The 26,107-nt window shown below is 70.5% G+C and carries 20 protein-coding genes; 10 read left to right on the top strand and 10 right to left on the bottom strand.

The window, feature by feature from the left end; genetic code table 11:
* Positions 1-52: 52 nt before the first annotated feature.
* Entirely contained in the window at positions 53-916 is an 864-nt protein-coding gene (gene nudC / locus JOE57_RS02125; RefSeq protein ID WP_239579085.1) for an NAD(+) diphosphatase, read from the top strand.
* On the opposite strand, the gene recD is transcribed toward nudC, so the two are convergent.
* The 4 genes from recD to JOE57_RS02105 form a co-directional block, all read right to left on the bottom strand.
* Positions 901-2,805, bottom strand: a complete 1,905-nt coding sequence (gene recD / locus JOE57_RS02120; RefSeq protein WP_204916175.1) for an exodeoxyribonuclease V subunit alpha — start codon at positions 2,803-2,805, stop codon at positions 901-903. The two genes, nudC and recD, sit on opposite strands and share 16 nt — an antisense overlap.
* On the bottom strand, positions 2,802-6,311 hold the full coding sequence (locus tag JOE57_RS02115) for a UvrD-helicase domain-containing protein (RefSeq protein WP_204916174.1): 3,510 nt from the start codon (positions 6,309-6,311) through the stop codon (positions 2,802-2,804). Before JOE57_RS02115 ends, recD begins: the two co-directional genes overlap by 4 nt.
* The gene (gene recC / locus JOE57_RS02110) at positions 6,308-9,694 is read right to left on the bottom strand and encodes an exodeoxyribonuclease V subunit gamma (protein WP_204916173.1); all 3,387 of its coding nucleotides are present in this window, start codon (positions 9,692-9,694) and stop codon (positions 6,308-6,310) included. The genes JOE57_RS02115 and recC overlap by 4 nt, the downstream gene beginning before the upstream one ends.
* A 79-nt stretch (positions 9,695-9,773) precedes the next feature.
* Positions 9,774-10,019: a mycoredoxin gene (locus JOE57_RS02105; protein ID WP_204916172.1), complete on the bottom strand. Its 246-nt coding sequence runs from the start codon at positions 10,017-10,019 to the stop codon at positions 9,774-9,776.
* 467 nt (positions 10,020-10,486) lie between these two features.
* Between JOE57_RS02105 and JOE57_RS02100 the strand changes: the two genes are divergently transcribed.
* The 3 genes from JOE57_RS02100 to JOE57_RS02090 all read left to right on the top strand — a co-directional run bounded on the left by JOE57_RS02100 (position 10,487) and on the right by JOE57_RS02090 (position 13,576).
* The gene (locus JOE57_RS02100; RefSeq protein WP_338041108.1) at positions 10,487-12,589 is read left to right on the top strand and encodes an ATP-dependent DNA helicase UvrD2; all 2,103 of its coding nucleotides are present in this window, start codon (positions 10,487-10,489) and stop codon (positions 12,587-12,589) included.
* 202 nt (positions 12,590-12,791) lie between these two features.
* Positions 12,792-13,091, top strand: coding sequence for a hypothetical protein (locus JOE57_RS02095; RefSeq protein WP_204916171.1), 300 nt, complete (start codon positions 12,792-12,794; stop codon positions 13,089-13,091).
* 146 nt (positions 13,092-13,237) lie between these two features.
* Entirely contained in the window at positions 13,238-13,576 is a 339-nt protein-coding gene (locus JOE57_RS02090; RefSeq protein ID WP_338041107.1) for a WhiB family transcriptional regulator, read from the top strand.
* Positions 13,577-13,998: 422 nt separating this feature from the next.
* Here the strand turns inward: JOE57_RS02090 and JOE57_RS02085 are convergent, their stop codons facing one another.
* From JOE57_RS02085 to JOE57_RS02075, 3 genes are all read right to left on the bottom strand, one after another.
* Complete coding sequence (locus tag JOE57_RS02085) at positions 13,999-15,402, bottom strand: ABC1 kinase family protein (protein ID WP_204916169.1); 1,404 nt, start codon at positions 15,400-15,402, stop codon at positions 13,999-14,001.
* Positions 15,399-16,382 (bottom strand): hypothetical protein, encoded by a 984-nt coding sequence (locus JOE57_RS02080; protein ID WP_204916168.1) that lies wholly within the window; start codon positions 16,380-16,382, stop codon positions 15,399-15,401. Before JOE57_RS02080 ends, JOE57_RS02085 begins: the two co-directional genes overlap by 4 nt.
* Positions 16,383-16,542: 160 nt before the next feature.
* Entirely contained in the window at positions 16,543-16,704 is a 162-nt protein-coding gene (locus JOE57_RS02075) for a DUF5679 domain-containing protein (RefSeq protein WP_204916167.1), read from the bottom strand.
* Between the two features lie 614 nt (positions 16,705-17,318).
* Here JOE57_RS02075 and JOE57_RS02070 point away from each other — a divergent pair.
* On the top strand, positions 17,319-17,936 hold the full coding sequence (locus JOE57_RS02070; protein WP_204916166.1) for a M48 metallopeptidase family protein: 618 nt from the start codon (positions 17,319-17,321) through the stop codon (positions 17,934-17,936).
* On the top strand, positions 17,933-18,559 hold the full coding sequence (locus tag JOE57_RS02065) for a DUF2064 domain-containing protein (protein ID WP_204916165.1): 627 nt from the start codon (positions 17,933-17,935) through the stop codon (positions 18,557-18,559). Before JOE57_RS02070 ends, JOE57_RS02065 begins: the two co-directional genes overlap by 4 nt.
* On the opposite strand, the gene JOE57_RS02060 is transcribed toward JOE57_RS02065, so the two are convergent.
* Complete coding sequence (locus tag JOE57_RS02060; protein WP_204916164.1) at positions 18,524-19,795, bottom strand: ROK family protein; 1,272 nt, start codon at positions 19,793-19,795, stop codon at positions 18,524-18,526. The genes JOE57_RS02065 and JOE57_RS02060 overlap by 36 nt on opposite strands.
* Positions 19,796-19,888: 93 nt before the next feature.
* Here JOE57_RS02060 and JOE57_RS02055 point away from each other — a divergent pair, with 93 nt between their 5' ends.
* Entirely contained in the window at positions 19,889-21,544 is a 1,656-nt protein-coding gene (locus JOE57_RS02055) for a glycoside hydrolase family 13 protein (RefSeq protein WP_204916163.1), read from the top strand.
* 6 nt (positions 21,545-21,550) lie between these two features.
* Here the strand turns inward: JOE57_RS02055 and JOE57_RS02050 are convergent, their stop codons facing one another.
* A complete protein-coding gene (locus tag JOE57_RS02050) occupies positions 21,551-22,114 on the bottom strand; it encodes an NUDIX hydrolase (protein ID WP_239578813.1) in 564 nt (187 codons plus the stop codon).
* On the bottom strand, positions 22,111-23,775 hold the full coding sequence (locus tag JOE57_RS02045) for a zinc-dependent metalloprotease (protein WP_204916162.1): 1,665 nt from the start codon (positions 23,773-23,775) through the stop codon (positions 22,111-22,113). The genes JOE57_RS02050 and JOE57_RS02045 overlap by 4 nt, the downstream gene beginning before the upstream one ends.
* Before the next feature lie 172 nt (positions 23,776-23,947).
* On the opposite strand from JOE57_RS02045, the gene JOE57_RS02040 reads away from it, so the two are divergent.
* Genes JOE57_RS02040 through JOE57_RS02030 form a run of 3 tightly spaced genes read left to right on the top strand, consistent with a single transcriptional unit; the run spans position 23,948 to position 26,056 of the window.
* Positions 23,948-24,373 (top strand): molybdenum cofactor biosynthesis protein MoaE, encoded by a 426-nt coding sequence (locus tag JOE57_RS02040; protein WP_204916161.1) that lies wholly within the window; start codon positions 23,948-23,950, stop codon positions 24,371-24,373.
* A 46-nt stretch (positions 24,374-24,419) separates the two neighbouring features.
* The gene (locus JOE57_RS02035) at positions 24,420-25,466 is read left to right on the top strand and encodes a YlbL family protein (protein ID WP_204916160.1); all 1,047 of its coding nucleotides are present in this window, start codon (positions 24,420-24,422) and stop codon (positions 25,464-25,466) included.
* Positions 25,466-26,056: a PPA1309 family protein gene (locus JOE57_RS02030; protein ID WP_239578812.1), complete on the top strand. Its 591-nt coding sequence runs from the start codon at positions 25,466-25,468 to the stop codon at positions 26,054-26,056. Before JOE57_RS02035 ends, JOE57_RS02030 begins: the two co-directional genes overlap by 1 nt.
* Positions 26,057-26,107 lie beyond the last annotated feature (51 nt).

Genomic DNA, 26,107 nt, shown 5'->3' with positions numbered 1-26,107 from the left:
GCTGCACCGCAGCGCAGCCTGGCGAGGGTGCTATGGATAGGCTGGCCTGGTGATGAACTGGGTACTGCCGAGCGAGCTCGATCGGGTGGACCAGCACCGATCCTCAACCGAGTGGGTGGGGAACCTGTGGCGTTCAGAGGATGCCCGGCTGCTCAAGATCGACAAGGACGCCCGGTTCACGACCAACGAGACCGGCGACCAGCTGCGGATGACGCGACCCTTCGTCGAGTTCGACAGCCAGCGGCACATCCTGCTGGGCCTGCTCGACGGTTCACCCGTCTTCGTGGTCGAGGCGCTGACCGAGGGTCCGGTGCATTCGTTGCGGGAGGTGGGCCACCAGCTGACCGACGTGGAACGTGACATCGCGTCGGCGGCGGCCGCGATCACCAACTGGCATCGGTCCGAACCGCGGTGCGGCCGCTGCGGCAACCCGAGCACGGTGATCAACGGCGGCTTCTCCCGCTACTGCAGCGCCGACGAGGTGCAGTTCTTCCCGCGTACCGACCCGGCCGTGATCGTGGCAGTTGTCGACGACTGGGACCGGCTGTTGCTCGCCGGCCAGACGAACTGGCCCAACCGGCGGGTCTCGGTGCTGGCCGGCTTCGTCGAGGCTGGCGAGTCGATGGAGCAGGCGATCCACCGCGAGATCGCAGAAGAGGTCGACGTCGCCCTGTCGGAGGTCCGCTACTTCGGCAGCCAGCCATGGCCGTTTCCGCGGTCGCTGATGGTCGGCTTCGCGGCCCGGGCCAAGACCACCGAGATCGCAGTCGACGGCCATGAGATCGAGTTCGCAGACTGGTTCACCCGCGACCGGGTACGGGCCGAGCTGGCGTCGGGTGAGCTGAGCCTGCCCGGCAAGGCCTCCATCGCCTCCCGACTGATCGACGCCTGGTTGGAAGGTCAGCTCGACCTCTGACTCGGGGCTCCGAGCCGGTCCCGCAGCCCGCTGGCCCGGTTGGCCGGTCGTTGCACGGCCTTGCGGACGGACGCCTCGCTGCCGAAGATCTGCACCTGACGGGTCGCCCTGGTGACAGCGGTGTACAGCAGCTCGCGGGTCAGCAGCGGCGAGTCCTCCGGCGGCACGATGAACGACACCGCCTCGAACTGACTGCCCTGGGCCCGGTGCACGGTCATCGCATGCACCGTCTGGACGGAGTCCAGCCGTACGGGCGAATAGAGCAGCGGCTCACCGCCGCGGGCGAAGGCCGCGCGCAGTCCCTGCTCGGTCTGCAGCACCACCCCGGTGTCGCCGTTGTAGAGCCCCATGTCGTAGTCGTTGGCGGTGACCAGCAGGGGACGTCCGACATACCACTCCCCGCCAGCGCCATATGCCTCGATCGCCTCGGCCAGCCAGCGCTCCGCCTCCAGTCCCCAGCGGGCCACCCCGAAGGGGCCGCTGCGATGCGCGCACAGCAGCCGGTGCAGGTCCAGGGCGGCCAACGCCTCGAAGGCCAACCCGGCCCGAGCGGCCTCATCCACCCGTCGCCCTGCCCGCCGGACGCGCTCGGCCAGCGGCCCCAGGCCCTCCGGTCGAGGCTGTTCCAGGTCCACCTCTGCGAACACCAGCCCCTCCCGGTCCGAGCGGAGCACCTGCATCGTCCAGTCGGGGTCACCGGCGCGGATCGCCCTGGCCAGCTCGTCGATGGCCGCGCCGAACCGCCAGGTGTGGGTCAGCTGGACCACCCCGTGGCGGAGGTCTGTGGGGGCCGGCACGCTCGACCCGGGATCGGGAATTCCGGCAACAGCGGAGCCCAGCTCGCGGTCGATCTCACCCGGAGCGTTCACCACATCGGCCATCACCGCCCCGGCCTCGACCGAGGACAGCTGGTCCGGATCCCCGACCAGGACCAGCCGGGCATCCGGCCGGACCGCCTCGAGCAGCCGCGCCATCATCGTCAACGACACCATCGACATCTCGTCCACGACGATCACGTCATAGGGCAGGTGGTTCTCGCGGTCGTGCCTGAACCGACCGCGGTTACCCGGCTGCCAACCGAGCAGGCGATGCAGCGTCGACGCGTTCAGCTCGCCCAGCCGCTCCCGGTCGGCCGGCGGGAGGGTGCCGCTCGCTGCCCGAACGGCCTCCTCCAGCCTGGCGGCCGCCTTGCCGGTCGGAGCCGCCAGCGCTATCCGGGGCCGGCTGCCCCGCTGGTCGCCCAGCAGGGCGAGCAGCTTGGCGACGGTCGTCGTCTTTCCGGTGCCGGGACCTCCGGCCAGCACCAGCAGCCAGCGCAGTGCGCTGACGGCGGCTGCCAGTCGCTGACGGTCCGGCTCTGTCTCGGACAAGCCCCGCCGAGAGAAGATCCGCGCCAGCCCGCCAGCCAACAGCTCCGCGTCGACGACCGGAGGAGGGGTCGCCAATCGCCGCTGCAGCTCGATCCGGACCGTCTCCTCCTGCTGCCAGTACCGCTCCAGGTAGAGCAGGCCGAAGGCCAGCCGCAGTGGCCGATCACCGGCCCGGTAGGGCCCGACCGATACCAGTGGGCTGCGCTCGCAGGCGGCTCTCCAGTCCTCGACGGCAGGCCACGGCAGGTCGCTGACGTCCACCTGCTGTTCGGAGTCGTCATAGACCGTCTCGGAGATCGTGCGCAGGTCGATGCACACCGACCCCGTCCGCAGTGCCCGTACGGTCAGTGCCAGGGCGAGCATCACGGCCTCGTCGGACTCACCACCGATCCGGGCGACCGCGGTAGCGGTGTGGACATCGGCCGGCCCGAGCACTCCGGCGGCGTTGAACAGCCGCAGCAGGCCGGTGCAGCTCCGGACCAGGCCGGCATCGGTGTCTTCGACCAGGGGAAGCGTCATCGGTGCACCTCCGGCTGGGGTGCGCCCCGATCCAGCAGATCCGACAGCTCGGTCACCAGGGCCGGTGGCGGCAGCCAGCTGAACACTCCGCAGGGCACCGCGTCGACCATCGGGGTGTCAGGGCCGCCCATGCCGCGCAGGAAGAGGTAGAGCACTCCGCCGAGATGCACGGCCGGGTCGTACCCAGGCTGCCGCCAGCGCAGGAAGCGGTGCACCGCGACCGAGTAGAGCAGCGCCTGCAGCGGGTAGTGGGCCTGCATCATGGCCTGCGAGAGCAGTGGCGGCGCGTAGTGCCCCAGGGTCAGCGGCTCAGCACCGAAGTCGCCCAGCCAGTTCGTCTTGTAGTCCACGACGACATAGCGCGGCGCCTGCTGCGTCTGGCCGAGCCGCAGCACCGCATCGATGCTGCCGTTGAGGTAGCCGCGCAGCGACTGGTCGGCGAGCAGCGGGTGCGCGATCCGGTCGGGATAGTCGGCCAGCGGGTCGGTGGAACCGAGGTGGCGGCGCAGCAGCGGGACGATCTGCCCGAGTCTCAGCTCGGTGGTCGGGTGTTCGCCGCCGGCGAGCGGGAACTCGAAGTCGAGCTCGGCCAACCGGTCGGTGGTGGCGATGTCGCAGAGCCTGAGGCCGTCGGCGAGCGGCCCCAGCGGCGTCCGCAGCGACGGCAGCAGCGCCTCGGTGAGGGCCTCGACGGTGAGTGGCCCGGACGGTCCACGGCCGAGCTGTTCGGCCACGGCCGTGGCGACCTCGGCCGACAGGTCCGGACTGGTCGGGTCGATGCGTTCCAGCACGGCATGCACCACGGTGCCGAACTGGGCACCGCTCGGCAGGTCGTTCATCGGCGACACGACGGCGAACGGGGAGGCGCCCGGGGATGCAGGGGAAGGTTGTGGCGCCAGGCCCAGGCCCTCCGCCAGCACCTCGGCGACCGGCGACTCGTCGTCCTCCTTGGCGGCCTCTGCCTCGCTGCCGACGCCGGCGATGCTCAGGTCGACGCCGTGCGCTGCTGCGGTCAGGGCCGAGTACGACGTGCGTCTCCAGTCGACATCGAGCTGTCGTGTCAGCCGCCTGGCCTGCAACCGCAGGGTGCCGTCGACCGGCGGCTGCCAGGTCACCGGGTCGCGTGGCACCAGCTCCTCGACCGAGAAGAGCGGGGGTGCCAGGTGGCGCAGCGTGAACGGCTCGTCGTCGACCTCGTACGTCAGCGCCGGCTCGACGCCGGCCCGCCGCGGCCCGAATAGGAACCGCTGCAGTGAGGAGCTGGGCGTGTTCCTGGTGGGCGCCCACCAGGTGACCACCTGGCACTGCGCTCGGGTCAGGGCCACATACAGCAGCCGCAGCTCCTCGCCGGCATCCTCGTGCCGGTAACGGCCGAGCCGCTCCGAGCGGCCAGGACCGCTCCGACCGCCCAGGTCGAGGACACAGCGTTCGGCGCCGGCCGGCGCTGTCGCCGTGGCGGTGACCGGCTGGTGCAGGGACAGCGGCTGGCCGTCGTCGTCGCCGACATGCCGATCCCAGGCCTCGGGCAGATAGACGACCGGGAACTCGAGCCCCTTGCTGCGGTGCACTGTCAGGATCTGGACCGCGTCGGCGTCGGTCTCGAGCCGACGGGTCCGGTCGTTGAGCGAGTTGACCTGGGCCTCCTCCATCCGTTGCCGGAGCCAGGCCACCAGGGCGTTGACGCCGAGCGAGGTCGAGACCATCGCTGCATGCAGGCTCTGACCGATGTGCCGTAGGTCGGTGAGCCGACGCTCACCGCCGACCTCGCCGAGCAGCCGTTCGGCCAGTCGGGTGTGGCTCGTGATGGCCTCCAGCAGCGCCGCTACTCCGTGGCGGCTCAGGATCTTCGCCCAGAGCCGGATGGTCTGGCTCAGCTCGGTGAGCTCCTCATCGTCGGCCTCGGCGAGCCGGGCGAACGACCAGCCGAAGAAGCAGGTGAGCGAGGCCTTGCGGACGTTGGCCTGCCGGGGCTGTTCGAGGGCTGTCAGCAATGTCAGCCACTCCTGGGCGAGGGTGGAGCTGAACACGCTGCCCGCACCCATCAGGACGGCCGGGATGCCGGCCGCGGCCAGTGCGGCCCGGATCTGCTCCCCGCTGCTGTTCCTGCGCACCAGCACGGCAATGTCGGAGGGGTTCAGCGGCCGGCTGCCGGCCGGGTGGGCGCGACCGGACCGCCGGTCGATGTTGGGCAGCTCGAGGACGGCGCCCGCCGACAGCAGCCTGCTGACGTCGGCAACCAGGTCGGCGGCGATCCGGGGGCGAACGGAACCCACCGAAGGCAGCTTGCGGGCTGCCCGGTCGCGGGACAGCACCCGGATCCGGACCGGCGCCGGGCTGAGCGTGCCCTGGTCGCCCGGGTCACCAGCCCCGGGGCTCGGATCGGACCGGGGGAGGACCAGCCGGCGGTGCACGTTGGCCGCCTGCACCGGCCGTACCGTGATGGCGGCATCGCCGAGGGCTGCCTCGCCCAGCAGCACGTCGAAGGCGTCCACCAACGCGGCGTCGCTGCGCCAGTTGGTGTCCAGCGTCGCCAGTGTGCCGGCTTCGCGGACCGCATCGAGATAGCTGAACACGTCTGCGCCACGGAACGCGTAGATCGCCTGCTTGGGGTCACCGATCAGGATCAGGGTCGAGTGGCCATGGAAGGCGCGACGCAGGATGTCCCACTGGATCGGGTCGGTGTCCTGGAACTCGTCCACTAGGACGATGCGGTACCGGTCGCGCAGCCGCTGGGCCGCGGCGGCACCGTGCCTCGGCTCGGCCAGCACCTGCTGCAGCCGGGTCAGCATGTCGTCGTAGGTGAAGAGGCGGGCCCGCTCCTTGCGTCGTCGGACCTCCGCGCGGACCGCCTGGCCGAACCGCACCCGTACGCCTGCGACCCCCTGGTCGTCCTGCGGAACGAGCTCGGCGTGCGGCGCACCCACCGCCCGCTCGGCAATCGTCAGTGCCTGGTCGAAGGTGAACGGCGGCACCCGGGTGTCACTGGCGAAGCCGCGCAGGTAGGTGTCGGAGGCGACCTCGCGGGTGAGGTCGGTCAGGTTGTCCACGAATACGGCGTCCGGCTCACGGTCACCCAATACGCCGAGACCGGCCAGCATCTGCTGGCAGAACTCGTGGGTGGTGGCGATCGTCGCAGCGTCGAAGTCGGCCAGCGCCCGTGCGATGTTGGCCCGGCGTTCGGCCACCTCGGCCGGGGTGCCGTCGGCGAGCAGCCGCGAGACCGGGTCATCGGCGGGCGGCCGGCCGGGGGCGAGGTCAGTGTCCACCCGGACCAACCGCTCGCGGACCCGCATCCGCAATTCGTTGGTCGCCATCCGGCCGAACGTGATCAGCATCAGCTGGTCGAGCCGCACCCTGCCCTCGGCGATGTAGCGCGCAGCGAGGGCGGCGATGGTGTAGGTCTTGCCGGTTCCCGCACTGGCCTCGAGCACAGTGGTGCCGTGGGGCAGCGGACCGCAGACATCGAACGGGGTGGCCGGCCGCGGACTCGCGCTGGGCGCGCTCACAGCGCCTCCCGTTCGAGCAGTGGGTTCCACACCCGGCGGGACAGGGTGCCGAACCGGGAGGGTTCGGCCAGCGCTCCGCGCTCCTCAGCCTGGCGGGACGGTTGAGCCAGCAGCACGTCAAGCCCGGCGCCGGCGCCGAAGAACAGTCCGTAGGCCTCGTCGGCGTCCTGTCGCCAGTAGTGTTCGGCGGCTTCGATGGCCGCCTCCACCGGCTGTCCGCGGCCGCGCAGCCGGGCGTACTCGCAGGAGGCCTTGGCGGCCAGCGGCAGCGGCTCCGACAGCCCGGTGGCGTACAGCTGCACCAGGTCGGCCAGCACGGTCCGGGCATACTCCGCCGTGACCGGGCCGAGGACCGAGGTGTGGCGTCGGCCGATGGCGATACTGCGCCACGGGACGGCCGGATCGTGCACCGTCAGAGCCAGCAACCTGAGCCAGGACTGGAAACGGTGCTTGGAGGCCAGAGTCGAGTAGCCGACGGCGACCAGGTCTGTGCCGTGCAGGCCGGTCAGGGTGCCACTGACGGTGTGGTCGGGCAACGTCGCCACCGCGTCGACACTGGTGCGCGGCTGCGCCAGATAGGGCGCGGCGCTCGCGATCACCTCGTCCAGTTGGGAGACGACCGGGCGGAGCGCCCGTTCCCCGAACTGCTGCGGTGGCAGCTCACCGCGCCGCCACTCGGCTGCCGCGCTCCGCTCCAGGTCGACGCCGCGCAGCCGGAGCCGCAGCAGCCGGTCGCCGACGGCCCACGACTGCAGGCCGTCCAGGGCGACTGCCATCTCGTCCGGCAGCGGATCCTCGACGAACAGGCTGAGCCCGGCCCGCGTCCTCAGGAAGGCCTTCACCGGGTGGTCGAAGAACCGGATCAGGTCCTCCAGGGCGATGAGCCGGTCGAGCTGGACCGGGGGGAGGGGAGTCAGGTCGAAGGTCGGCGCGGGATCGCGTCGGGCACCTGCTGCCGCCCTGGCTCCGGCCATCGACGCCCGGTCGAAGCTGAACGGTCGCGGCTCGGCGGTGAGGGCCTGCGGCGTGAAGTTCGCCGGGTCGAACGGCTGGAGCGGGTGGCTGACGGTGATGACGTCCTGCACGCGGCTCCCGTCGGCGTTCCGCACCGTGAGGTCGAGGGTGTCGAGCAGCTCGCCGATCGGAACCGCCGGCGGCCGGTGTGCGTTGGTGCGCGGGTCGGCTCCGGAGTAGATGACCACCAGATGCTCGGTGGCGGCCATCACGGCATCGAGCAGCAGCTGACGATCCTCGCTGCGCGGGTCCCGGTCTCCGACGCAGGGGTCGGCGGCCAGGATGTCGTCACCGTCGGTGGCGCCGATCCGCGGGTAGACGCCGTCGTCGACACCGAGCAGGCAGACAACTCGGTGTGGAACCGAGCGCATCGGCAGCATGGTCGACATGGTCAGGGTGCCGGTCCGGAAGTTGGCTCTGCTGGCCCGGCCACGGAAGGTGCCGGCCAACAGCGAGCGGAGATCGGCCAGTGACAGCTCCACCTGCGTCCCCAGGGCGCCGGCCGACTCGGCCAGCCGGCCGAGCTCGGCATAGGCGTGGCCCAGCTGCCATGCGTCCGTCGCCGACACCGAGGTGAGCGCGTCCAGGGCGGCCCTGCACGCCGCGACCCAGGCCGCGAGCGGCTGCCGGCGGCCGAACGACACCAGCGCGGTCCGGACCCGGTCGACACACTCGGCCAGCCGGCCGACCAGATCCACGTCGGAGGAGTCGACATCGTCGAGCGGCAGCGTGGTACCGATGAAATACTCGTCGTCCTCGGCCATGGTCACGCCGAGCAGCAGCCGGTCCAGACCAGCAGACCAGGTGTTCTGCCCGAACCGACCCATCTGGAACTTCCCCCGATGCTCCTGATCCAGTCCCCAGCGGACCCCGGAGCGCGCGACCAGGTCGGAGATGCGCAGCAGGTCGTCCTCGGAGAACCTGAACTTGCGCGCCACCGGAGCGGCGGCCAGCAGGTCCAGCAGAGTTGAGGCCTCCACCCTGGCCTCGGTCATCTCGAGCAGCTGTGCCAGCGTGGCCAGCAGCGGGTTGAGCTGCCGCACCGACCGGTCAGCCAACCTGACCCGTAGCCGGTGACCCGGGTGGTCGCTCTCGTGTTCCTCGGTGTCGAGTCCGAACGAGGCGGAGATGAGCGGCGCGAACGACTCGATGTCGGGACACATCACCAGGATGTCGCGGGGTTCGAGGGTGGCGTCGGAGGCCAACAGTCCGACCAGAACCTCGCGCAGCACCTCGACCTGGCGGTCGGGGCCGTGCGAGGAGTGCAGCTGGATGCTGCGGTCGGCCGGGTCCAGCAGCGGCCGGTCGGCTGGGGGGACCGGTGACCGGTCGGCGGCGATGTCGTCCTGCAGTCGGGTCAGCAGGGACGGCGGGTGCTGGGCCGGCCCGGCTGGTGTCTCGAGGGGGGCATAGTGGTGGTCCTGCGTCGCGACGGTAGCCGAGGAGAGCCGCAACTGGAGCTCGCGGGAGTCGCGTCCGAGATAGGCCAGCAGGCGGTGCCGGGGCAGGTCGACGGTGCTGTCACCGCGTCGCGGGGCGGCTGCGGCCGGCAGCGGGTGGGCCCCCACCCGCTCGCGTACGCGCAGCCACAGCTCCGGCGAGGGGTGCGGCAGCCACAGGTGGACGTCGCGATGGGCGGCCAGCGCGGTCAACACCAACTGCTGTTCGGTGGAGAGCCGGGTCGCCCCGAACACCGAGAGTCGCTCCGGCAGGTCGGTCAGTGTGGGGTCGACGTGCAGAGCGTGACACGCATCCCGGATCCGTTCGGCGGGGCCGGGGCCGCCGAGCTCGGTTCGCAGCCGGCGCCACAGCTCCGCCTGCCAGGCGTAGTCGGGACCCAACGGAGCGCCAGCCCCGTCCACGTCCCGGCCGGCCGCCCAGGCGAGCGTCATCTCCGGCCGGTTGGCGGCGTAGCTGGAGAACAGCTCGGCCAGATGGCGGGCGGTCGCGTAACGCCGGCCGATCCGGGCCGGGTCCTCGGCTGCGTCGGAGCTGTCGCGCACACCCAGGTAGGACCAGAGCAGAGCGGCCCAGGGCTCACCTCGCGACCGGTCAATGACAGCGAGCAGCGGCCACACCGATCTCGCGGGTTGCCAGGGGTCGGTATCGGGGTCCGCACCGGCGGCTGAGGTCGCCCGCTGCACCACCCGGCGAGGGGCCGAGAAGTCGATGCCCGCACACACCCCGTCATCGCCTTCGCCGGTGCCGAGCTGGTGCGACAGCGCCTGTGACAGCCACCGCTCGACGCCGGGAGTCGGCACGCTGACGACCTCCGGCCGGAACGGGTCCGCCAGCGGGTGAGCCAGCAGCTCACCGAGGGCCCGGGCCAGCCGGTCGGCGCGTTCGGCTCGATGGATGTGCAGAGTCATTGCGGCTAACCATAGAGCGCGGGTCGGACAACTCCGCTGGGGCCGGCTGAGGACGCCTCAGCTGCCGGTGGTCACCGGGTCAGGCCAGGGTGTCGAGCTTGCTGCTGACCTGGTGCACCGAGGGGTTCGTCATTGCAGAACCGTCGGAGAAGACCACCGTCGGGACCGTGCGGTTGCCACTGTTGATCTTCATCACCACCTCGGCCGCCTCCGGCTCGCGCTCGATGTCGACCTCGCTGAATGCGATGCCCTCGCGCCCCAGCTGGGACTTGAGCCGCCGACAGTAGCCGCACCACTGAGTGGTGTAGATGGTGAACTTATTCATAGCCTATTCAACTCTGCGGCCCTGCCTGCTATTCCACCGCGCACCTCCGCGCCCGGAGCCCGCCACCGCGCCCTGAACTCGCCACCGCGCCCTGAGCTCGCCACCGCGCCCTGAGCTCGCCACCGCGCCCTGAGCTCGCCACCGCGCCCTGAGCTCGCCACCGCGCCCTGAGCTCGCCACCGCGCCCTGAGCTCGCCACCGCGCCCTGAGCTCGCCACCGCGCCCTGAGCTCGCCACCGCGCCCTGAGCTCGCCACCGCGCCCTGAGCTCGCCACCGCGCCCTGAGCTCGCCACCGCGCCCTGAGCTCGCCACCGCGCCCTGAGCCTGTCGAAGGGCCCGTGGGCTCAGGCCGCGTGGTCGGTCGGCCTTCGGCGGGCTCAGGCCGCGTGGTCGGTCGGCCCTCGACAGGCTCAGGGTGCGGAACGTCGATGCGGCTTCTGTCGGCGGCCGAAGTTAGGCTGGGGCAGTGATTCGCCCGCATCCCGACCAGCTGCTGGAAGCTCTGGACCCCGAGCAGCGGGAAGTGGCCACCTCACTTGGCGGTCCGGTCGTCGTCATCGCCGGTGCGGGGACGGGCAAGACCCGGGCCATCACCCACCGGATCGCCTACGGCGTCGCCTCCGGTGTCTACAACCCGACCGCGGTGCTGGCGGTCACCTTCACCCAGCGGGCCGCAGGCGAGATGCGTGGCCGGCTGCAGCAGCTGGGTGTCCTCGGCGTTCAGGCCAGGACGTTCCACTCGGCTGCCCTGCGCCAGGCGCAGTACTTCTGGCCCAGGGTGTACGGGGGCGACCTGCCGCAGGTGCTGGACAACAGGATGTCGCTGGTGGCCGAGGCCGCGTCCAGGCTCCGGCTCCAGGTCGACACCGGCAGGCTCCGCGACCTGGTGGGGGAGATCTCATGGTCGAAGGTCAGCAATGTGACCGCCGAGTCCTACCCGGGTATCGCCGCCACCCAAGGCCGGCAACTGGCGTCGTTCGACCCGGAGACCGTGGCCCGCGTCTTCGCCGGCTATGAGACGGCCAAGCGCGACCGGCAGCGGATCGACTTCGAGGACATCCTGCTCTGCGCCGCCGCGCTGATCTCGGAGCATCCGCAGGTGGCCGACCAGGTGCGGCGCACCTACCGGCACCTGGTGGTGGACGAATACCAGGACGTCAGCCCGTTGCAGGAGGCGCTGCTGAACCTCTGGCGCGGGGACCGCACCGATCTGTGCGTGGTGGGCGATCCGGCCCAGACGATCCACTCCTTCGCCGGCGCGCAGGCGACTTACCTGACCGAGTTCGCCCGCCGTACGACCGGGGCGCGGGTGGTGCGTCTGGTTCGCGACTACCGGTCCACCCCGCAGGTGGTGGGGGTCGCGAACAAGATCATGGCCACGGCACGGGTGGCCGGCGACAGCCTCGGGGCGGTGACCCTGCAGGCGCAGCGTGAGCCGGGACCCGACGTCGTCTTCGCGGAGGCCTCCGACGAGGCGGCCGAGGCGCGCGCGGTGGCCGACTGGCTTGCCGGCCTGGCCGCCCAGCACGTCGACTACCGCGAGATGGCGGTGCTGTTCAGGATCAACGCGCAGTCACCTGCCTACGAGGCCGCTCTGGCGGACCGCGGCATTCCCTATCTGGTGCGTGGCGGCGAGCGGTTCTATGAGCGTCCAGAGGTGCGGCAGGCGTTACTGACCTTGCGCACCGAGGCTCGCACCACCGGCGACGACCCGGCACCGGCCGGCACCCTCGAGCAGGTCAAGGCGGTGTTCGGCGCGCTTGGCTGGACACCCGAGCCGCCGAACGGCGGCGGGGCGATCCGGGAGCGGTGGGAGTCGTTGGCCGCCCTGCTCAGCGTCGCCGAGGACCTGGTCGGGGCAACGGGAGGGGCCGACCTGGCTGCGGTGTCGGCCGAGCTGGACCGACGCGCAGAGGCTCAGCACGTGCCCAGCGCGCACGGCGTGACGGTTTCGACACTCCACTCGGCCAAGGGTCTCGAGTGGGACGCGGTCGCCGTCGTCGGTGCGCACGAAGGATCACTGCCGTTCGTGCTGGCGACGTCACCGGCCGAGATCGAGGAGGAGCGCCGACTTCTGTACGTAGGGGTCACCAGGGCGCGGCAGCATCTGCGGGTCTCCTGGTCGCGCAGCCGCAGCGGCAACGGTAACTCGCGCAACCCGTCAAGGTTCCTCGATGGTGTCCGCCCGCAGACGTCGACAGCTCAGCGGTCCAGCGGGCGACGACAGGGTCGTCAGCGCGGCTCCGTGCTGTCGGCCAGTTGTCGCAGCTGCGGGCACGCCCTGAACACCGGGGCGGAACGCAAGCTGGGTCGGCACGAGGACTGTCCGGCCACCTTCGACGAGGAGACGCTCGTTGTCCTCAAGGAGTGGCGCAAGCAGGAGGCGGCCGAGCAGAGCCTGCCCGCCTACTGCATCTTCACCGACGCCACTCTGATGGCCATCGCCGAGACCAAGCCGCGCAGCCAGCGTGAGCTGATCAAGGTTCATGGGCTTGGGCAGACGAAGGCGACGCGGTATGGCGAACACCTGCTGGCCATCATCGCGGCGGCCGAGAAATCAGCACCCTGAGCGGTAGGAATTGCGGCTCAGCAGGCGTGGTCGAAAAAAGTTCCGGAAAAGCCCGATAAATCATTTGCGCCGTACCGCGATACTGCCTAGTCTGATCGAGAACTTTGCTTCAGCCATTGAAGTCGAGGACACCCCAGGATCAGCTGCGAATCGAACAGGTCACCTGTCCGGACCGCCCGTCGGACGAGAGGAGGGCAACGACATGGAGAGCATCATCACCATGGGCTGCATGAGCACCGCAACCCAGGCCTCTGTGCGTCGGCCCAACCCCGCCGACGTGTCTGCCTGGCTGACGATGCGCATGCAGCCGTCCATGCTGGCCGTCGCCGGTATCCGCCCGACGTCCGCCTGCCTCGACGGCCCGGCCTACCGGAACGTCCGCACCGCGGTCGACGCGGACACCACCCCCGAGTTTGGTGCCGTCAAGCATGGAGATGACGCCACCGATGGCAAGTTTGCGACCCGTTTGGGACTGACAACCTGGACTCCACCGCCGGTCTAACCACCGACAGAGCCGCCTCCAGGCCGTGAAACCCAGACAACCGGGATTCACGGCCTTCGTGTTTCCCGGCCGATCGAGAGCAGCTGGACCCCCAGCTGCTCCAGCAAGAGAAGTTGGCCGAAATGAACGACGTAGGAGGTGTGCTCGTGGCAAACCCAGCGTTGGGGGCACCCGAGTCGCTAGAGAGACAAGCAGAGCTGGACGAGTTGCCATGTCGTCTGGTCGACCCCGAGGTGTTCTTCGCCGAGTCGCCGCTCGACGTCGAGCACGCGAAGGCGTTGTGCCAGAGCTGCCCGCTGAAGACGGCCTGCCTGGCCGGTGCGCTCGAACGGCGCGAGCCGTGGGGCGTCTGGGGCGGGGAGCTGTTCGTCCAGGGCGAGGTCGTGGCACGCAAGCGTCCTCGTGGCCGTCCGCGGAAGTACCCGGTCGCCGAGCCGTACGCACCGGCGGCGAGCGCACGACGCGGTCAGGAGGCGGCGGCATGACGCGAGAGGACCAGCTGACCAGGGTCGGCCTCGGCGGCCGGGTGTTTCATGCGGTCCGACTCTGGCTCAGCAGGGCCCTGTCGTGACGCGTAGGGCCGATCGGGTCAGGCCGATCCCCGTCGTGCCGAGCGCGACCAGCACCCACACGAGTCCCCAGCTGCTGCCGGCAGCTGGGGACTCTTGCGTCTGCTGGGCGCCTCGCCCCACGCCTCCGGCAGGTAGCAGCTACCACCACTCGTCGTCGAGCTTGGCCTCGATGCTGCGAGCATGATTCCGGGTACATCCATCGCACAGCACCGTCCGGCGGCCCTCCTCGGAGCCCACACTCCAGGTCCACGGGACAGGCGTCGGCTGGCCAGGGTCGCGGCCGAGCTCGTCGGTCGAGGGTTCCCGGCCGCAGCCGGCGCAGCGGACTGGTGAGGTCACTCGACCTCCAGACCGTCCTCGTCGCTGTCCTCGGCGTACCCGGGGAGGTACTCCTCCAGTACCCCGGCGAAACCGGCCTTCGCGTTCAGCTGGGACAGCACCGCCAGCCCACCCAACCAGACCCGGTGGATGAGCAGATAGCTCGGCGGGAGGTTGAGCTTGAAGGCAACGCCGCCGGAGGCGTTCGGGTCGCGCACCCTGTTGAACTGTGCCCGCATCCAGTCGCGATCGAACTGGAACTCCGCCACCGCAGCCGGTTCGACGAAGGGAGCCAGGTAGTCGAAAAGGTCGTTGGGGTCGACGTCCTCGGTGATGAACCCCTCCCGGGCCAGCCCGGCCAGCATCTGCTCGGCGTCGCCGGCCTTCGCGATCCTCAGGATGCGTCCCATCGCCGGCGGCAGACCGTCGGGGAGCCGGGCCACCAGGCCGAAGTCGATCACTCCCAGCCTCCCGTCCGGGGTGATCTTGTAGTTGCCGGGGTGCGGGTCGGCGTGCAGCAGACCGACCGTGCTGGGTCCGGCGAAGAGGAACCGCACATAGCGCAGCGCGATCTCGTTGCGTTCGTTGTCGGGCAGATCGACTGCCGTCGACAGCGGGACGCCCTCGACCCACTCGCTCACCAGCACCCGAGCGGTGTTGGCCAGTACGTTCGGCACGGCGAACTCCGCGTGGTCGGCGAACCCGAGTGCGGCAGCCTGCTGGTGCTTGGCCTCGAGCCGGTAGTCCAGCTCCTCGTTGACCCGCTCAGTCAGCTCGTCGACCAGCGCTTTGACATCCATCCCGCCGGCCAGCGGAGCGAACACCTTCGAGAGCCTGCCGATCTGGCGCAGGTCCGAACGCAGCGCCTCGTCAGCGCCGGGATACTGCACCTTGACCGCCACCTGCCGGCCATCCTTCCAGACGGCCCGGTGCACCTGGCCGATCGACGCTGCCGCTGCGGGCAACGGATCGAACTCGACGAAATCGGCCCGCCAGCCGGGACCCAGCTCCCGAGCCAGGACGGCGTGCACACGCGAGGTCGGCATCGGTGGAGCAGAGTCCTGCAGCCGGGCCAGCTGGGCCCGATAGGGCGCGGCGACGTCTTCGGGCATCACCGCCTCGAACAGGCTCAACGCCTGGCCGAACTTCATCGCGCCGCCCTTCAGATCGCCCAACACCCGGAAGAGCTGCTCGGCCGCCCGCTGCTGCATCTGCTCGGTGACCGCCTCGGCAGGTGCGCCGCCGATCCGCTTGCCCAGGCCGAGGGTGGCCCGACCCGCGAAGCCGAGAGGGAGGGAGGCGAGTCGCGCCCCCCGCCGGAAGGCCGACCGGGCCAGCGTTCCGGACTGCTCGGTCGGCCGGGGAGGCTGGCTGTCATCGTCGGACCGGGAGCTGACCTGGGTCGGCTCGTCGCTGGTCATGGGGACCATTGTGCCGTGAACCCCCAAGCGCAGCCGCACCCGGGATGCTGTGGCCAACGACGAACCTCGAGAGCGAAGCCTGGCGGCCTGACCTCCAGCGTCGCCCCGAGGGTCTGCGGACGGGCGCCGTACAGGAACGCTAGCACCTGGGTCGCCGCCACCGAGGCGGCCCACTGCGCCGACACCGGGTCCGGGGTCATCCGGATCCGGGACAGCTGGCCCAGCAGCGTCGGCCAAGCCCGGTCATGGTCTCTGCGGACCAGATCGGTGCAGTTCAGGCACGCCGTCTGGCCCGGTACGACCAGGGGTCCGACCACGGCCCCGGCACCGTTCACGCGCAGGAACAGGTGGGGCCGGTCCAGCCGCATCAGGTGGGCTGCGACCACCCGGTCCGGCTCCGGCGCATCGCAGGCGACAACGGTCAGGTCCGTCTGCAGATGCTCAGGCTTGGACCAGTGGTCGGCCACCCGTACCGCAGTCCTCGGCTCAGGAGTCGACGCTGACCGGGCCAGCAGCCCGCGCAGCGCCTCGGCCATCGAGGCCGCGACACCTGCGCTCGGGTAGACGGCCGGGTCCACCGGCTGTTCGTCGCTGATGTGGAGAACGCCGATGCCGGCGGCCACGAGCAGCTCGGCCAGCGGGCGGGCCATCGACCCGGCGCCGACCAGGCGAAGGCGACGCTCGGCCAGGGCAGGCCGTTCCAGCTCGGCCTCTGCCACCAGCCCAGCCTGCTGCAGCAGCCTCAGGGAGGAGTCGAGCAGCCGGGTCTCGACGCCGAGCTGCGGCGCTCGGCGACGGATCTCGTGGAGGTGATGGCAGCCGTCGGCGAGTACGAGCAGCTTCTCGATCGGCGCCCTGGCCAGCAGGATCAGTGCCGGTTGGCCCGGCAGTCCGATCTGCACCTCGTCGTCGTTGCGTCGCAGCACCGGCGCGTCGGGCCGGACACGCGGATAGCGGAATGGTGCCTCGATCGAGTCCACCTGCCCAGTGTGCGACGCCGCGCGGCTGGTGGACAGGGCAGCAGCGGCGGTCTGTGGACAACGCAGCAGCGGGAAAGGCCCGAGAGGCAGAAGGGGGCGGTCCGAGCCGGACCGCCCCCGCGACGCTCACTCGCGCCGACTCTTCTTGGTGGCTGAAGGATCAGGCCTTGCCGAGGATCCGGTTCAGGTTGGTGCCGCACTCGGGGCACTTGGCCTTGGCCATCCGGGTGCCCTTCTCGTTGACGTGTACGTCGCCGCTGGCCTCACGCTTGGCCTTGCACTTCACGCAGTAAAACTCACCGCTGTAGGTCTCTGCAGCCATGTTCTCTCCTCGCTTCTGTGTGTCCGTGACTGGTCGTTGGCACGGGACAGCGTTGCACGCTGCAGCGCTTGGTCGCCGGTAACTTTACGCGAGAACGGCCGGAAACAACCAGAATCCCGGGCTTCTCGACCGAGCCATGGGTGTCGGGGCACGACCGGCCGTCGCACTGGGCACGAGGCCGGGGAAGACGAAAGCTCCAGGAACATCGGTTCCGCTTGCCTTCCCCTGCGAGCGTGCCGACCGTCTGGAGCTTTCGTGTCAGGAACGCTATTGGCTCCACCCTCGTCGCGTCAAACCTCGTCAGGCTGCGGATGTCCACCGCCTGTGGATAACCATGTGGATGGGTGTGTGTACCGGGCCGCTGCCTTGTGGAGGCTGGTCGCCGGGTCCTCGTACACCTCCGTGTTCCGCTGTGAACATCCTCTCTTCATCGCCACCGAGCGGGCCGAGGAGAGGCATCCGCTCAGTGAGACGGGTCCCGGCCGAGGAAGACCCGCAGCGCCCGGGTCGGTGGACGGGCCGGTCGGCGAATGGGTCGGTCGGCGAACGGGTGGGTCGGTGAACGGGTCTGTCGGTGAAAGAATGGTCACCTGCTGGCAACCAGGAGTGACGCGATGCAACGCACCAGACCGGGTGGGGAGGACACCACCGCTACCGACGCCGGCGCGGCGAAGGCCGAGCCGCGAGTGGAGGTGCGCCGCAGCGCACGGCGGAAGCGAACGGTGACGGCCTACCGGGAGCAGGACACCATCGTTGTGCTGATCCCTCAGCGGATGTCCAAGCGGGACGAGCAGTTCTTTGTCGACGACATGGTGGCCAAGGTGCTGGCGCGGGAGGCCCGGACGCGGCCGCCGCGGGGTGACGTCGAGCTGGCCGAACGCGCTCGCCTGCTGGCGGACCGTTTTCTGGCCCCCCGGCTCGGCCACCGGCCGGAGCCGGCGGACGTCGTCTGGGTCACCAATCAGAGCCAACGCTGGGGGTCGTGTACGCCGGCCACCGGCGTCATCCGGTTGTCACACCGGCTCCAGTCGATGCCGGCCTGGGTCAGTGACTACGTGCTGCTGCATGAACTGGCCCACCTGGTGGAGCCGACCCATTGCGCCGCCTTCTGGCGGTTGGTGGAGAACTACCCCGAGGCGCAGCGAGCCAAAGGCTTCCTGGAGGGATGGCAAGCCGCCCGCGGGGTCGCCGCCGATCCGCAGGACGACGTCCTCGCCGCGGACCAAGCGTGACCACCGAACGGCGACGGCTGGCCCTGGTCCATGCCGCCCATACCGCCACCGGAGCCCCGCCGGGGATCGACCGGGCCGCGTTCAGCTCCGCCTGCCTGTCCGACAGCTACGAGGTGCTGGCCGATCTCGAGGAGGTCCGGGCCGGCATCGTCGGTGCCGGACCGGCGGTCGCCGACCTGCTCTGGCCCGCCGACCTGCAGGTGCCAGACCCCGCAGCATCGATACGCAGCGTCGCCGAGCAGGTCGGGGCCGGTGCAGACGAGCTGGTGATGATCCCGGCAGACGTGCCTGACCTGCCCGGCCTGGTGCTGGCGAAGGTGTTCAAGGCGCTGAACCGGGCAGATGTGTGCATCGCCCCGGCACGCAACACATCCGGCTGCGTGGCGATCGGCCTCCGATTGCCGTGGCCGGACTGGATCACCGTCGAGCTCGACCTGGACACCGACCCGGCGGACGAGCTGCGTCGGCTGCAGCCCGGTCGCGGCCGCGTCGCCATCGGGCCGGACTGGCACCGGATGTGCTCGGCTACCGCGGTGAACCGTCTCGACCCACGCCTGGAGGGCTGGGAGTCGACCCGGGCCCTGCTGTCAGGTCACCCGTACCTCCTCGCCGGCGGCCCCTGAGCCGGCGGCCGAACGTGTCGATCGGGTGAGCCTGCGCGGGGGAAGCTCCAGGGCGGTGTCCTCCACCCGGTCCAGAGCTCGCCGGAGGCCACCGAGCGCCACCACGTCAGCGCCGAGCGTCGACGCGGCCACTCTGGGCGGCGTGGCAGTGAAACCAGGCAGGTCGCGCTCCACCAGGGGCAGGATCGCGGCGCTCGCATCGGCGACTGCGCCGGCCAGCACCACCAGCTCGGGGTTCAGCAGACTGGCGAGAGTGGCGATCACCCGGGCCAGCCGGGTGGCGATCCGGTCCAGGATGTCGAGGGCCGCCCGGTCACCCGCTCGGGCGGCGGCGAAGACGAGCTCGGCCGTCACCGCCTGGGTGTCTCCGCCGGTGCGCGACCTCAGCTCGCCGTCGGCGCCGCTGGTGAGAGCCTCGACCCCCCAACTGCGAGCCAACAGTGCCAGGCCTTCGGCGCCCTGGACACCGTCGATCATCGACAGAAAGCCCATCTCGCCGGCGGCACCGGTATGGCCGCGCAGGATCCGGCCGCTGTCGATCAGCCCGGCACCGAGCCGTTCACCGGCCAGCACCACGGCCAGGTGGTCGACCCCGCCGGCGACGCCGCGCCACCGTTCGGCCACTGCGGCGAGATTGGCGTCGTTGTCCATCAGTACCGTCCAGCCGTGCCGGCGCTGCAGCGTCCCCGGTAGGTCGACGTCGATGAGATCCCACAGACCCTCACCGGAGATGACCCGACCGGCTCGGTCCACCGGTGCGGCGACCCCGATGCCGACCGCCAGGATCGACGACGGGTCGACGCCGGCCTGCTCGAGCGCCCGCAGTGCGGTGTCGTCGACCACCTGGATGCGTTCCTCGGGAGCGATCTCCACCCCGGGGAACCGCATGGTCGCCCGGCCCAGCACGTGGCCCCGCAGATCCGCGAGCAGGGCCGTCACCCGGTGAGCGCCCATGTCGATGCCCACCACATGGCCGGCGCGCTGGTCGAACTCGTACAGCCGGGCGGGCCGACCCTTCAGCGGCTCGCCAGGGCGCCGTCCCGGCTGCACCTCACGGATCCACCCCATCGAGATCAGGTCGTTGCAGACGCCGTGGATCGTCGCCCGGGTCAGGCCGGTCGCCCGGATCAGGTCGGTTCCGGTCATCGCTGGGGAGGAGCGCAGGCAGGTGAGTACGGCGGTCGCGTTGACCCGCCGCAGCAGTTGAGGTGTGGCTGAGACCGATCCGTCACTCATCGCGCTTGACCCCCTGTCCCAGACTGACCATAATTCTTCAGGCAATAAATTTAGGCCATAAATAAAATCCCTGTCGAACCGAGCGAGGACGCCTTGACCGCTACGCCCGAAACCCGCACCGTCGCCGCCGAGTCCCTGACGGACCCGGACTGGTGGCGCCAGGCCACCGTCTATCAGATCTACCCGCGGAGCTTCGCCGATGCGAACGGCGACGGCATCGGAGATCTGCAGGGCATCACCGAGAAGGTGGACTACCTTGCCGAGCTCGGCGTCGACGCCGTCTGGCTGAGCCCGTTCTACCCGTCGGCACTGGCCGACGGAGGCTATGACGTCGACGACTACCGCGACGTCGACCCCAAGATCGGCACCCTCGCCGATTTCGACGCCATGTCCACGGCTCTGCACCGGGCCGGCATCAAGCTCATCGTCGACATCGTGCCGAACCATTCCTCGAACCGGCACGTCTGGTTCCAGGAGGCGCTGGCAGCGGAGAAGGGTTCGGCTGCCCGGGACCGCTACATCTTCCGTGACGGTGAGGGCCCGGACGGGTCCGAACCGCCGTCGGACTGGCAGGCCATGTTCGGTGGCAGCGCCTGGGAGCGCGTCCCGGACGGGCAGTGGTACCTCCACCTGTTCGCGCCGGAGCAGCCCGACTGGAACTGGGACAACCCTGAGGTGCGGGCTGACTTCCTCAAGACGCTGAAGTTCTGGGCCGACCGCGGTGTCGACGGCTTCCGGGTCGACGTCGCCCATGCGCTGGCCAAGGACCTGACCGGTCCGCTGCCGACCCACCTGGAGCTGTCCCAGGAGTTCCCGGTGGACGGCAGCCACCGGTTGTTCGACCGGGACGAGGTGCATGAGATCTATGCCGAATGGCGTCAGCTGTTCAACAGCTATGACCCGCCGCGGATCGCTGTCGCCGAGGCCTGGGTGCCGGCCGAGCGGCGCGGTCGCTACGCCAGCCCGGAAGGCCTCGGCCAGGCGTTCAACTTCGACCTGCTCGAAGCCGAGTGGGATGCCGAGCAGTTCCGCGACATCATCACCAAGAACCTGGAGGAGGCGACCACCACCGGCGGGTCCTCCACCTGGGTCTTCTCCAACCATGACGTGGTCCGCCACCCGACCCGCTACGGCCTGCCCAACGGTACCGACCTGCAGGCCTGGCTGATGACCGACGGTAAGGACCCCGAGCTCGACCTGGCCACCGGTCTGCGTCGGGCTCGCGCGGCGACGCTGCTGGCCCTCGCCCTGCCGGGCTCGGCCTACCTGTACCAGGGCGAGGAGCTCGGCCTGTACGAGGTCGCTGACCTGCCTGCGGAGGTGCTGGCCGACCCGACCTGGGTGCGGTCCGGTCACACCATCAAGGGGCGCGACGGGTGCCGCGTGCCGCTGCCGTGGACCGGGACGGGGGAGTCCTTCGGGTTCGGATCAGGCCCGGCCCACCTGCCACAGCCGGCGGACTTCGGGGCGTTCTCGGTCGAGGCGCAGGAGCAGGACCCCACGTCGACACTGGCCTTCTACCGGCAGGCGCTGGCCCACCGGCGCCGGCTGGAGACGGCGGAGAAGCTGGACTGGGTGGCCGGGGACAACCCGGAGCTGGTGCAGTTCGTACGCCCGGGCGGCTGGGTCTCGGTGACCAATTTCGGGACCGAGCCGGTGGAACTCCCCGCCGGCGAGCTCATCCTCTCCAGCAGCCCGCTGGTGGAGGGCAAGCTGCCCGGCGAGACGACCGCCTGGCTCCGGGCGTAGTCCCGACTAGGCCGCCAGCCGGGTGCTGGCGGCCTGGATCAGCTGGGCGACGGAATCGTCGATCGGCGGCAGCTCCTCCCGCGAGAACCAGCGCACGTCCGTCGACTCGGCGCTGACACTGGGTGTCAGCGCCGGGTCGGCGACGACGAGGAACTGGACGTCGAGGTGGAAGGTGGGGCGGACCAGCCCGCAGGGCACCTCATGCCGGGACAGCAGCAGCGGACGGGGGTCGAGCTGCAGGTTGTGGAGGCCGCTCTCCTCTCGCGCCTCCCGCAGGGCGGCGTCCTCGAGGCTCCGGTCGGTCGACTCGAGGTGCCCACCGGTCTGCAGCCAGCGGCCCAGTCGGGCGTGCAGCGTCAGCAGCACCTGGGAGACGTCGAGCGAGCAGATCAGCGAGCTCGCCGTCAGGTGGGCGCCGGCGCACTCGCGGGACCAACCGGCCGGACGTGCCTCCAGATGGGCCAGGTAGTCACGGCGCAGCTCCGCCTGCTCCGGACCGGGTGGCTGCCATCGGGTCAGCACGTTCAGGCAGGACACCTGCAGGGAGCTGCCGTCGGCGACGGCGCTCAACCCTTCCCGGTTTCGTCCGGTCCTGCTTTCCCCTCCGGCCCGTGATCCCCCTCCGGCCCGTGATCCCCCTCCGGCCCGTGATCCCCCTCCGGCCCGTGACCCTCGTCCGAGCCGTGGCCTTCGGGTCCCGGCCCGGCCTCGTCGAGCAGTTGCGCCAGAGCGGCGTCGAAGTCGTCCTCCTCACCGGTCCTCGCCTCACCCGCGACGAAGCCCAGCGGGTCGTCCAGGTCGGCCGAGGTCGGCACCAGGTCCGGGTGCGCCCAGACCGCGTCGCGCCCCTCCACCCCGCGCCGGTCGCGGACGGCAGCCCACAGGTTAGCCGCGTCGCGCATCCGCCGAGGTCGCAGCTCGAGCCCGACCAGGGTGGCGAAGGTGGCCTCGGCCGGACCACCGGTGGCACGGTGACGCCGGACCGCCTCGGCCAACGCGACCGCCGACGGCATCCACTGCCGGGTGGCCTGGCTGACGACGTCGTCGACCCAGCCCTCCACCAGTGCCAGCATGGTCTCGAGTCGTTCCAGGGTCGCCTGCTGCTGCGGCGTCTTCTGCGGTTCGAAGAGGCCGCCCTCAAGGGTCTGGCTCAGCTCCTCGAGGTTGTTGGGGTCGATCTGACCGACCGCCTGCTCGAGTGCGGAGGTGTCGATGGTGATGCCGCGGGCATACTCCTCGACCAGCGCCAGGATCTGCTCGCGGACCCAGCCAGCGTGGGCGAACAGCCGTTGGCGGGCCGCCTCGCGCAGAGCCAGGTAGAGCGTCACGTCGGAGGTCGGCTGGTCGAGGCCTTCGCCGAACTGCTCGATGTTGGTCGGCAGCAGCGCCACATGGCCGGGTTCGCTGAGCGGAAGACCGATGTCGGTGGCGCCGACCACTTCGGTCGCCAGCCGGCCCAGCCCCTGTCCGAGCTGGAGCCCGAACATGCTGGCGCCGGAGCTGCGCAGCATCGGTCGGAGCATCTGCTCCATGCCCGCCATCCCGGGGATCGCGGCCGACTCGTCCCCTTCACCGAAGCTGAGCGCGCCCTCCATCGCGTCGGCGATGTGCGCGGCCACCGGCTCGACCAGCCGCTGCCAGACCGGCATCGTCTTCTCGATCCATTCGGCCCTGCTCCAGGCGGCCACGGTGCTGGAGACCCGCGGGAAGCCGGTCGCCTCGTCCAGCCAGACCTCGGCGATCGACACCGCCTCGGCGATGGCCCGCCGTTGCGGGTCAGTCGGCGAAGGGTCCTTGCCCAGGGAGGCGACCGTCTTGCGGGCCGTGTCCTTGGTGACCTCCCAGTTGACGCCTGAGCCGGTCTGCGCGGCCTGGCCGCCGAAGAGGGGTCCGCCGCCGCCGAGCATGGCGAAGGCGTTCTGGAGCTGCTGCATCAGCGCGTTCATGTCACCGCCGGTCCCGCCCCCGAGCTGACCACCCCCGAACTGTGAGAACAGCGCCTCGAACGGGTTGCCGGGCTGGCCGCCGAAGCCGGACGACGGACCCGATCCGGCCGACGGTGGGGTGGATGAGCCGCCCGGGCCCTTGGGGCCGAGCCGGTAGGGCGGTTGGTCGGACTCGGGCCGTCGCGGGGGCTCCGCCGAGCCCCGCTCCGAGGTGCTCGCGTCCTCGTCGGTGCCCGACTCGTCGTCGGGAACGTCCTCGGGACCGGGCTGCCGTTCGTCGGCCATGAGTACTCCTGTACGGGGGTCGAGATGCTGACTTCCATTCAACCGTACGCGCCCGGCAGGGGTTGTCGAGCAGCCCCGCGCGGTTTCTCCGCTGAACGCGTAACCCGACGGTCCGGCCGCGTCCCTGACGGGTTGGGCGGCGCGGATTGGTCGGCTGGGTTAGGGTCGACTCATGTCATCGCCGGTACGTCACGCGCAGGTGATCGACGCCCCCTTGAGCCTCGATCGGCTGCTCGACCTGGTCCGTACGGATGCTGTGGGCGGCATCGCCCTGTTCGTCGGGGTGGTCCGCGACCACGACGAGGGACAGGACGTGGTGTCGCTCGACTACAGCCAGCACCCCACCGCGGAGCAGAGGTTGCGTGCCTGTGCCGAGCGCGTCGCCGCGGGGCACGACGTGCAGACGGTGGCGGTCGAGCATCGGGTCGGACACCTGACGGTGGGTGACCTGGCCGTGGTGGTGGCGGTCGGTGCGGTCCACCGAGCCGAGGCGCTGGCCTGCTGCCGCCAGCTGATCGATGACCTGAAGGCCGAGGTGCCGATCTGGAAAGAGCAGCAGTTCACCTCCGGAGAGGCGCAGTGGGTGGGACTCGGGTGACGGCAGCCGTCGGCGGCAGCTCCTGGTTCACCAGGGCACCGTTGTCATGACCAGACAGACCTGGGTGGCGTTCGTCTCGGCGCTGATGTTCGTCGGGCTTGCGTCGCTGATGGTGGCGCTGCCGGTTCCGTTCGTCACCTGGAGCCCAGGCCAGACCCACGACACGCTCGGCCTGACCGGCAGTCAGCCGATGATCCGGATCAAGGGGATCCGCACCTTCCCGACCAGCGGACAGCTCGACCTGACGACGGTGTCGGGGACCTCCGCCGACTCCCGGCTCACCCTTCCCCAGGCGATCCTGGCCTACTGGCTGCCGCACCGCGACACCCTGCCCCGAGACTCCGTCTACGCGCCCGGCAAGTCCGCCGAACAGGTGGAGAGCGAGGAGGCGGAGATGATGGAGACGGCGCAGAGCGATGCCGTCGTGGCCGCCTTGCGAGCCGCCCACCAGCCGGTGACGGAGATGCCGGTGGTGTCGTCGGTGACTGTCGCCGGGCCGGCCCATGGACGCCTGAAGCCCGGTGACCTGATCGTCGCCGTCGACGGCACCCCGGTGACCAAGCCAGACCAGGTCGGGCAGCGGGTGCGCAGCCACAAGACCGCCGAGCAGGTGAGGTTCCTGGTGGAGCGGAACCGTCAGCGGATCACGGTGTCGGTGCCGACGGTGGCCTCGAACAGCAGGCCGGGTCAGGTGATGGTGGGCATCACGGTCGGGATGGGCTACTCCTACGCCCCCGACATCTCCTTCGACCTCGGCCAGCGGATCGGCGGTCCCAGCGCGGGTCTGATCTTCTCGCTGGCCATCTACGACAAGATCACCCCCGGTGCGCTGCTCGGCGATCGGCACGTCGCCGGTACGGGTTCGATCACCCCGGAGGGCAAGGTCGGGCCGATCGGGGGCATCCAGGAGAAGATCGGTGGAGCGGAGCAGGCCGGCGCGACCGTCTTCCTGGTGCCCGCGGACAACTGCAAGGACCTGGCCGGCCTGGACACCGACCTCACCCTGGTCAAGGTGGCCACGCTGGACCAGGGCATTACCGCACTGACCGAGCTGGACACACCCAACGGAGCCGACAGGATCCCGCACTGCTGATGACCGACGACACACCACCAGCCATGGCTGACCCGACGACCGCCGACCCGGGCAGGAGCCCGGACAGTGCCGGCAAGGACGCCCTGATCGCCGCGCTGATCGACCTGGAGCGCCACATCGACCAGCGTGGCTGGGACCAGCCACCCCGGTTGTTCGCCCTGGTGGACACCGACAGCCTGATCGCCGCCGAGCCGCAGCTGGCCGAGAGCCTGGGGCTGCGGAGCTCCGCCGACACTGGTCTGCCGGGTGCGCTGACGGCGGTCGAACAGGACGACTTCAGCGGCGGTGCCGATCTGGTCGGAGACCTGGCCGGGATCGCCTGGCCGGAGAGCGTCTTCGGCTGCGCGGTGTCCTTCGTCCGCACCTTCCTGCCGACCGGTTTCGAGGCCGACATCCCCGAGGACGCGACGGCTGCCGCGGCCTATGTGGCCGGGCACGAGAAGCGTGAGGAGATCCGGGTGGTGGTCGGTGTCGACCGGGCCGACCATCGCCACGGGGTGGCGCGCCTTGTGTCACAACCCGGTGAACTTCTGGGAGCCGAGGACCTGGTGCCCGGGCTCGCCGAGGTACTGGCGCATACGCTTGCATGACGACCGGGCCCCCCAGGCCGAGCTGAAGCGCAACTGAGGGGCCGCCCGACT

It is taken from the genome of Microlunatus panaciterrae (assembly GCF_016907535.1).
Classification (GTDB): domain Bacteria; phylum Actinomycetota; class Actinomycetes; order Propionibacteriales; family Propionibacteriaceae; genus Microlunatus; species Microlunatus panaciterrae.
The sequence above is the reverse complement of the archived record's forward strand: the minus strand, read 5'-3'. Positions and strand labels throughout refer to the sequence as shown.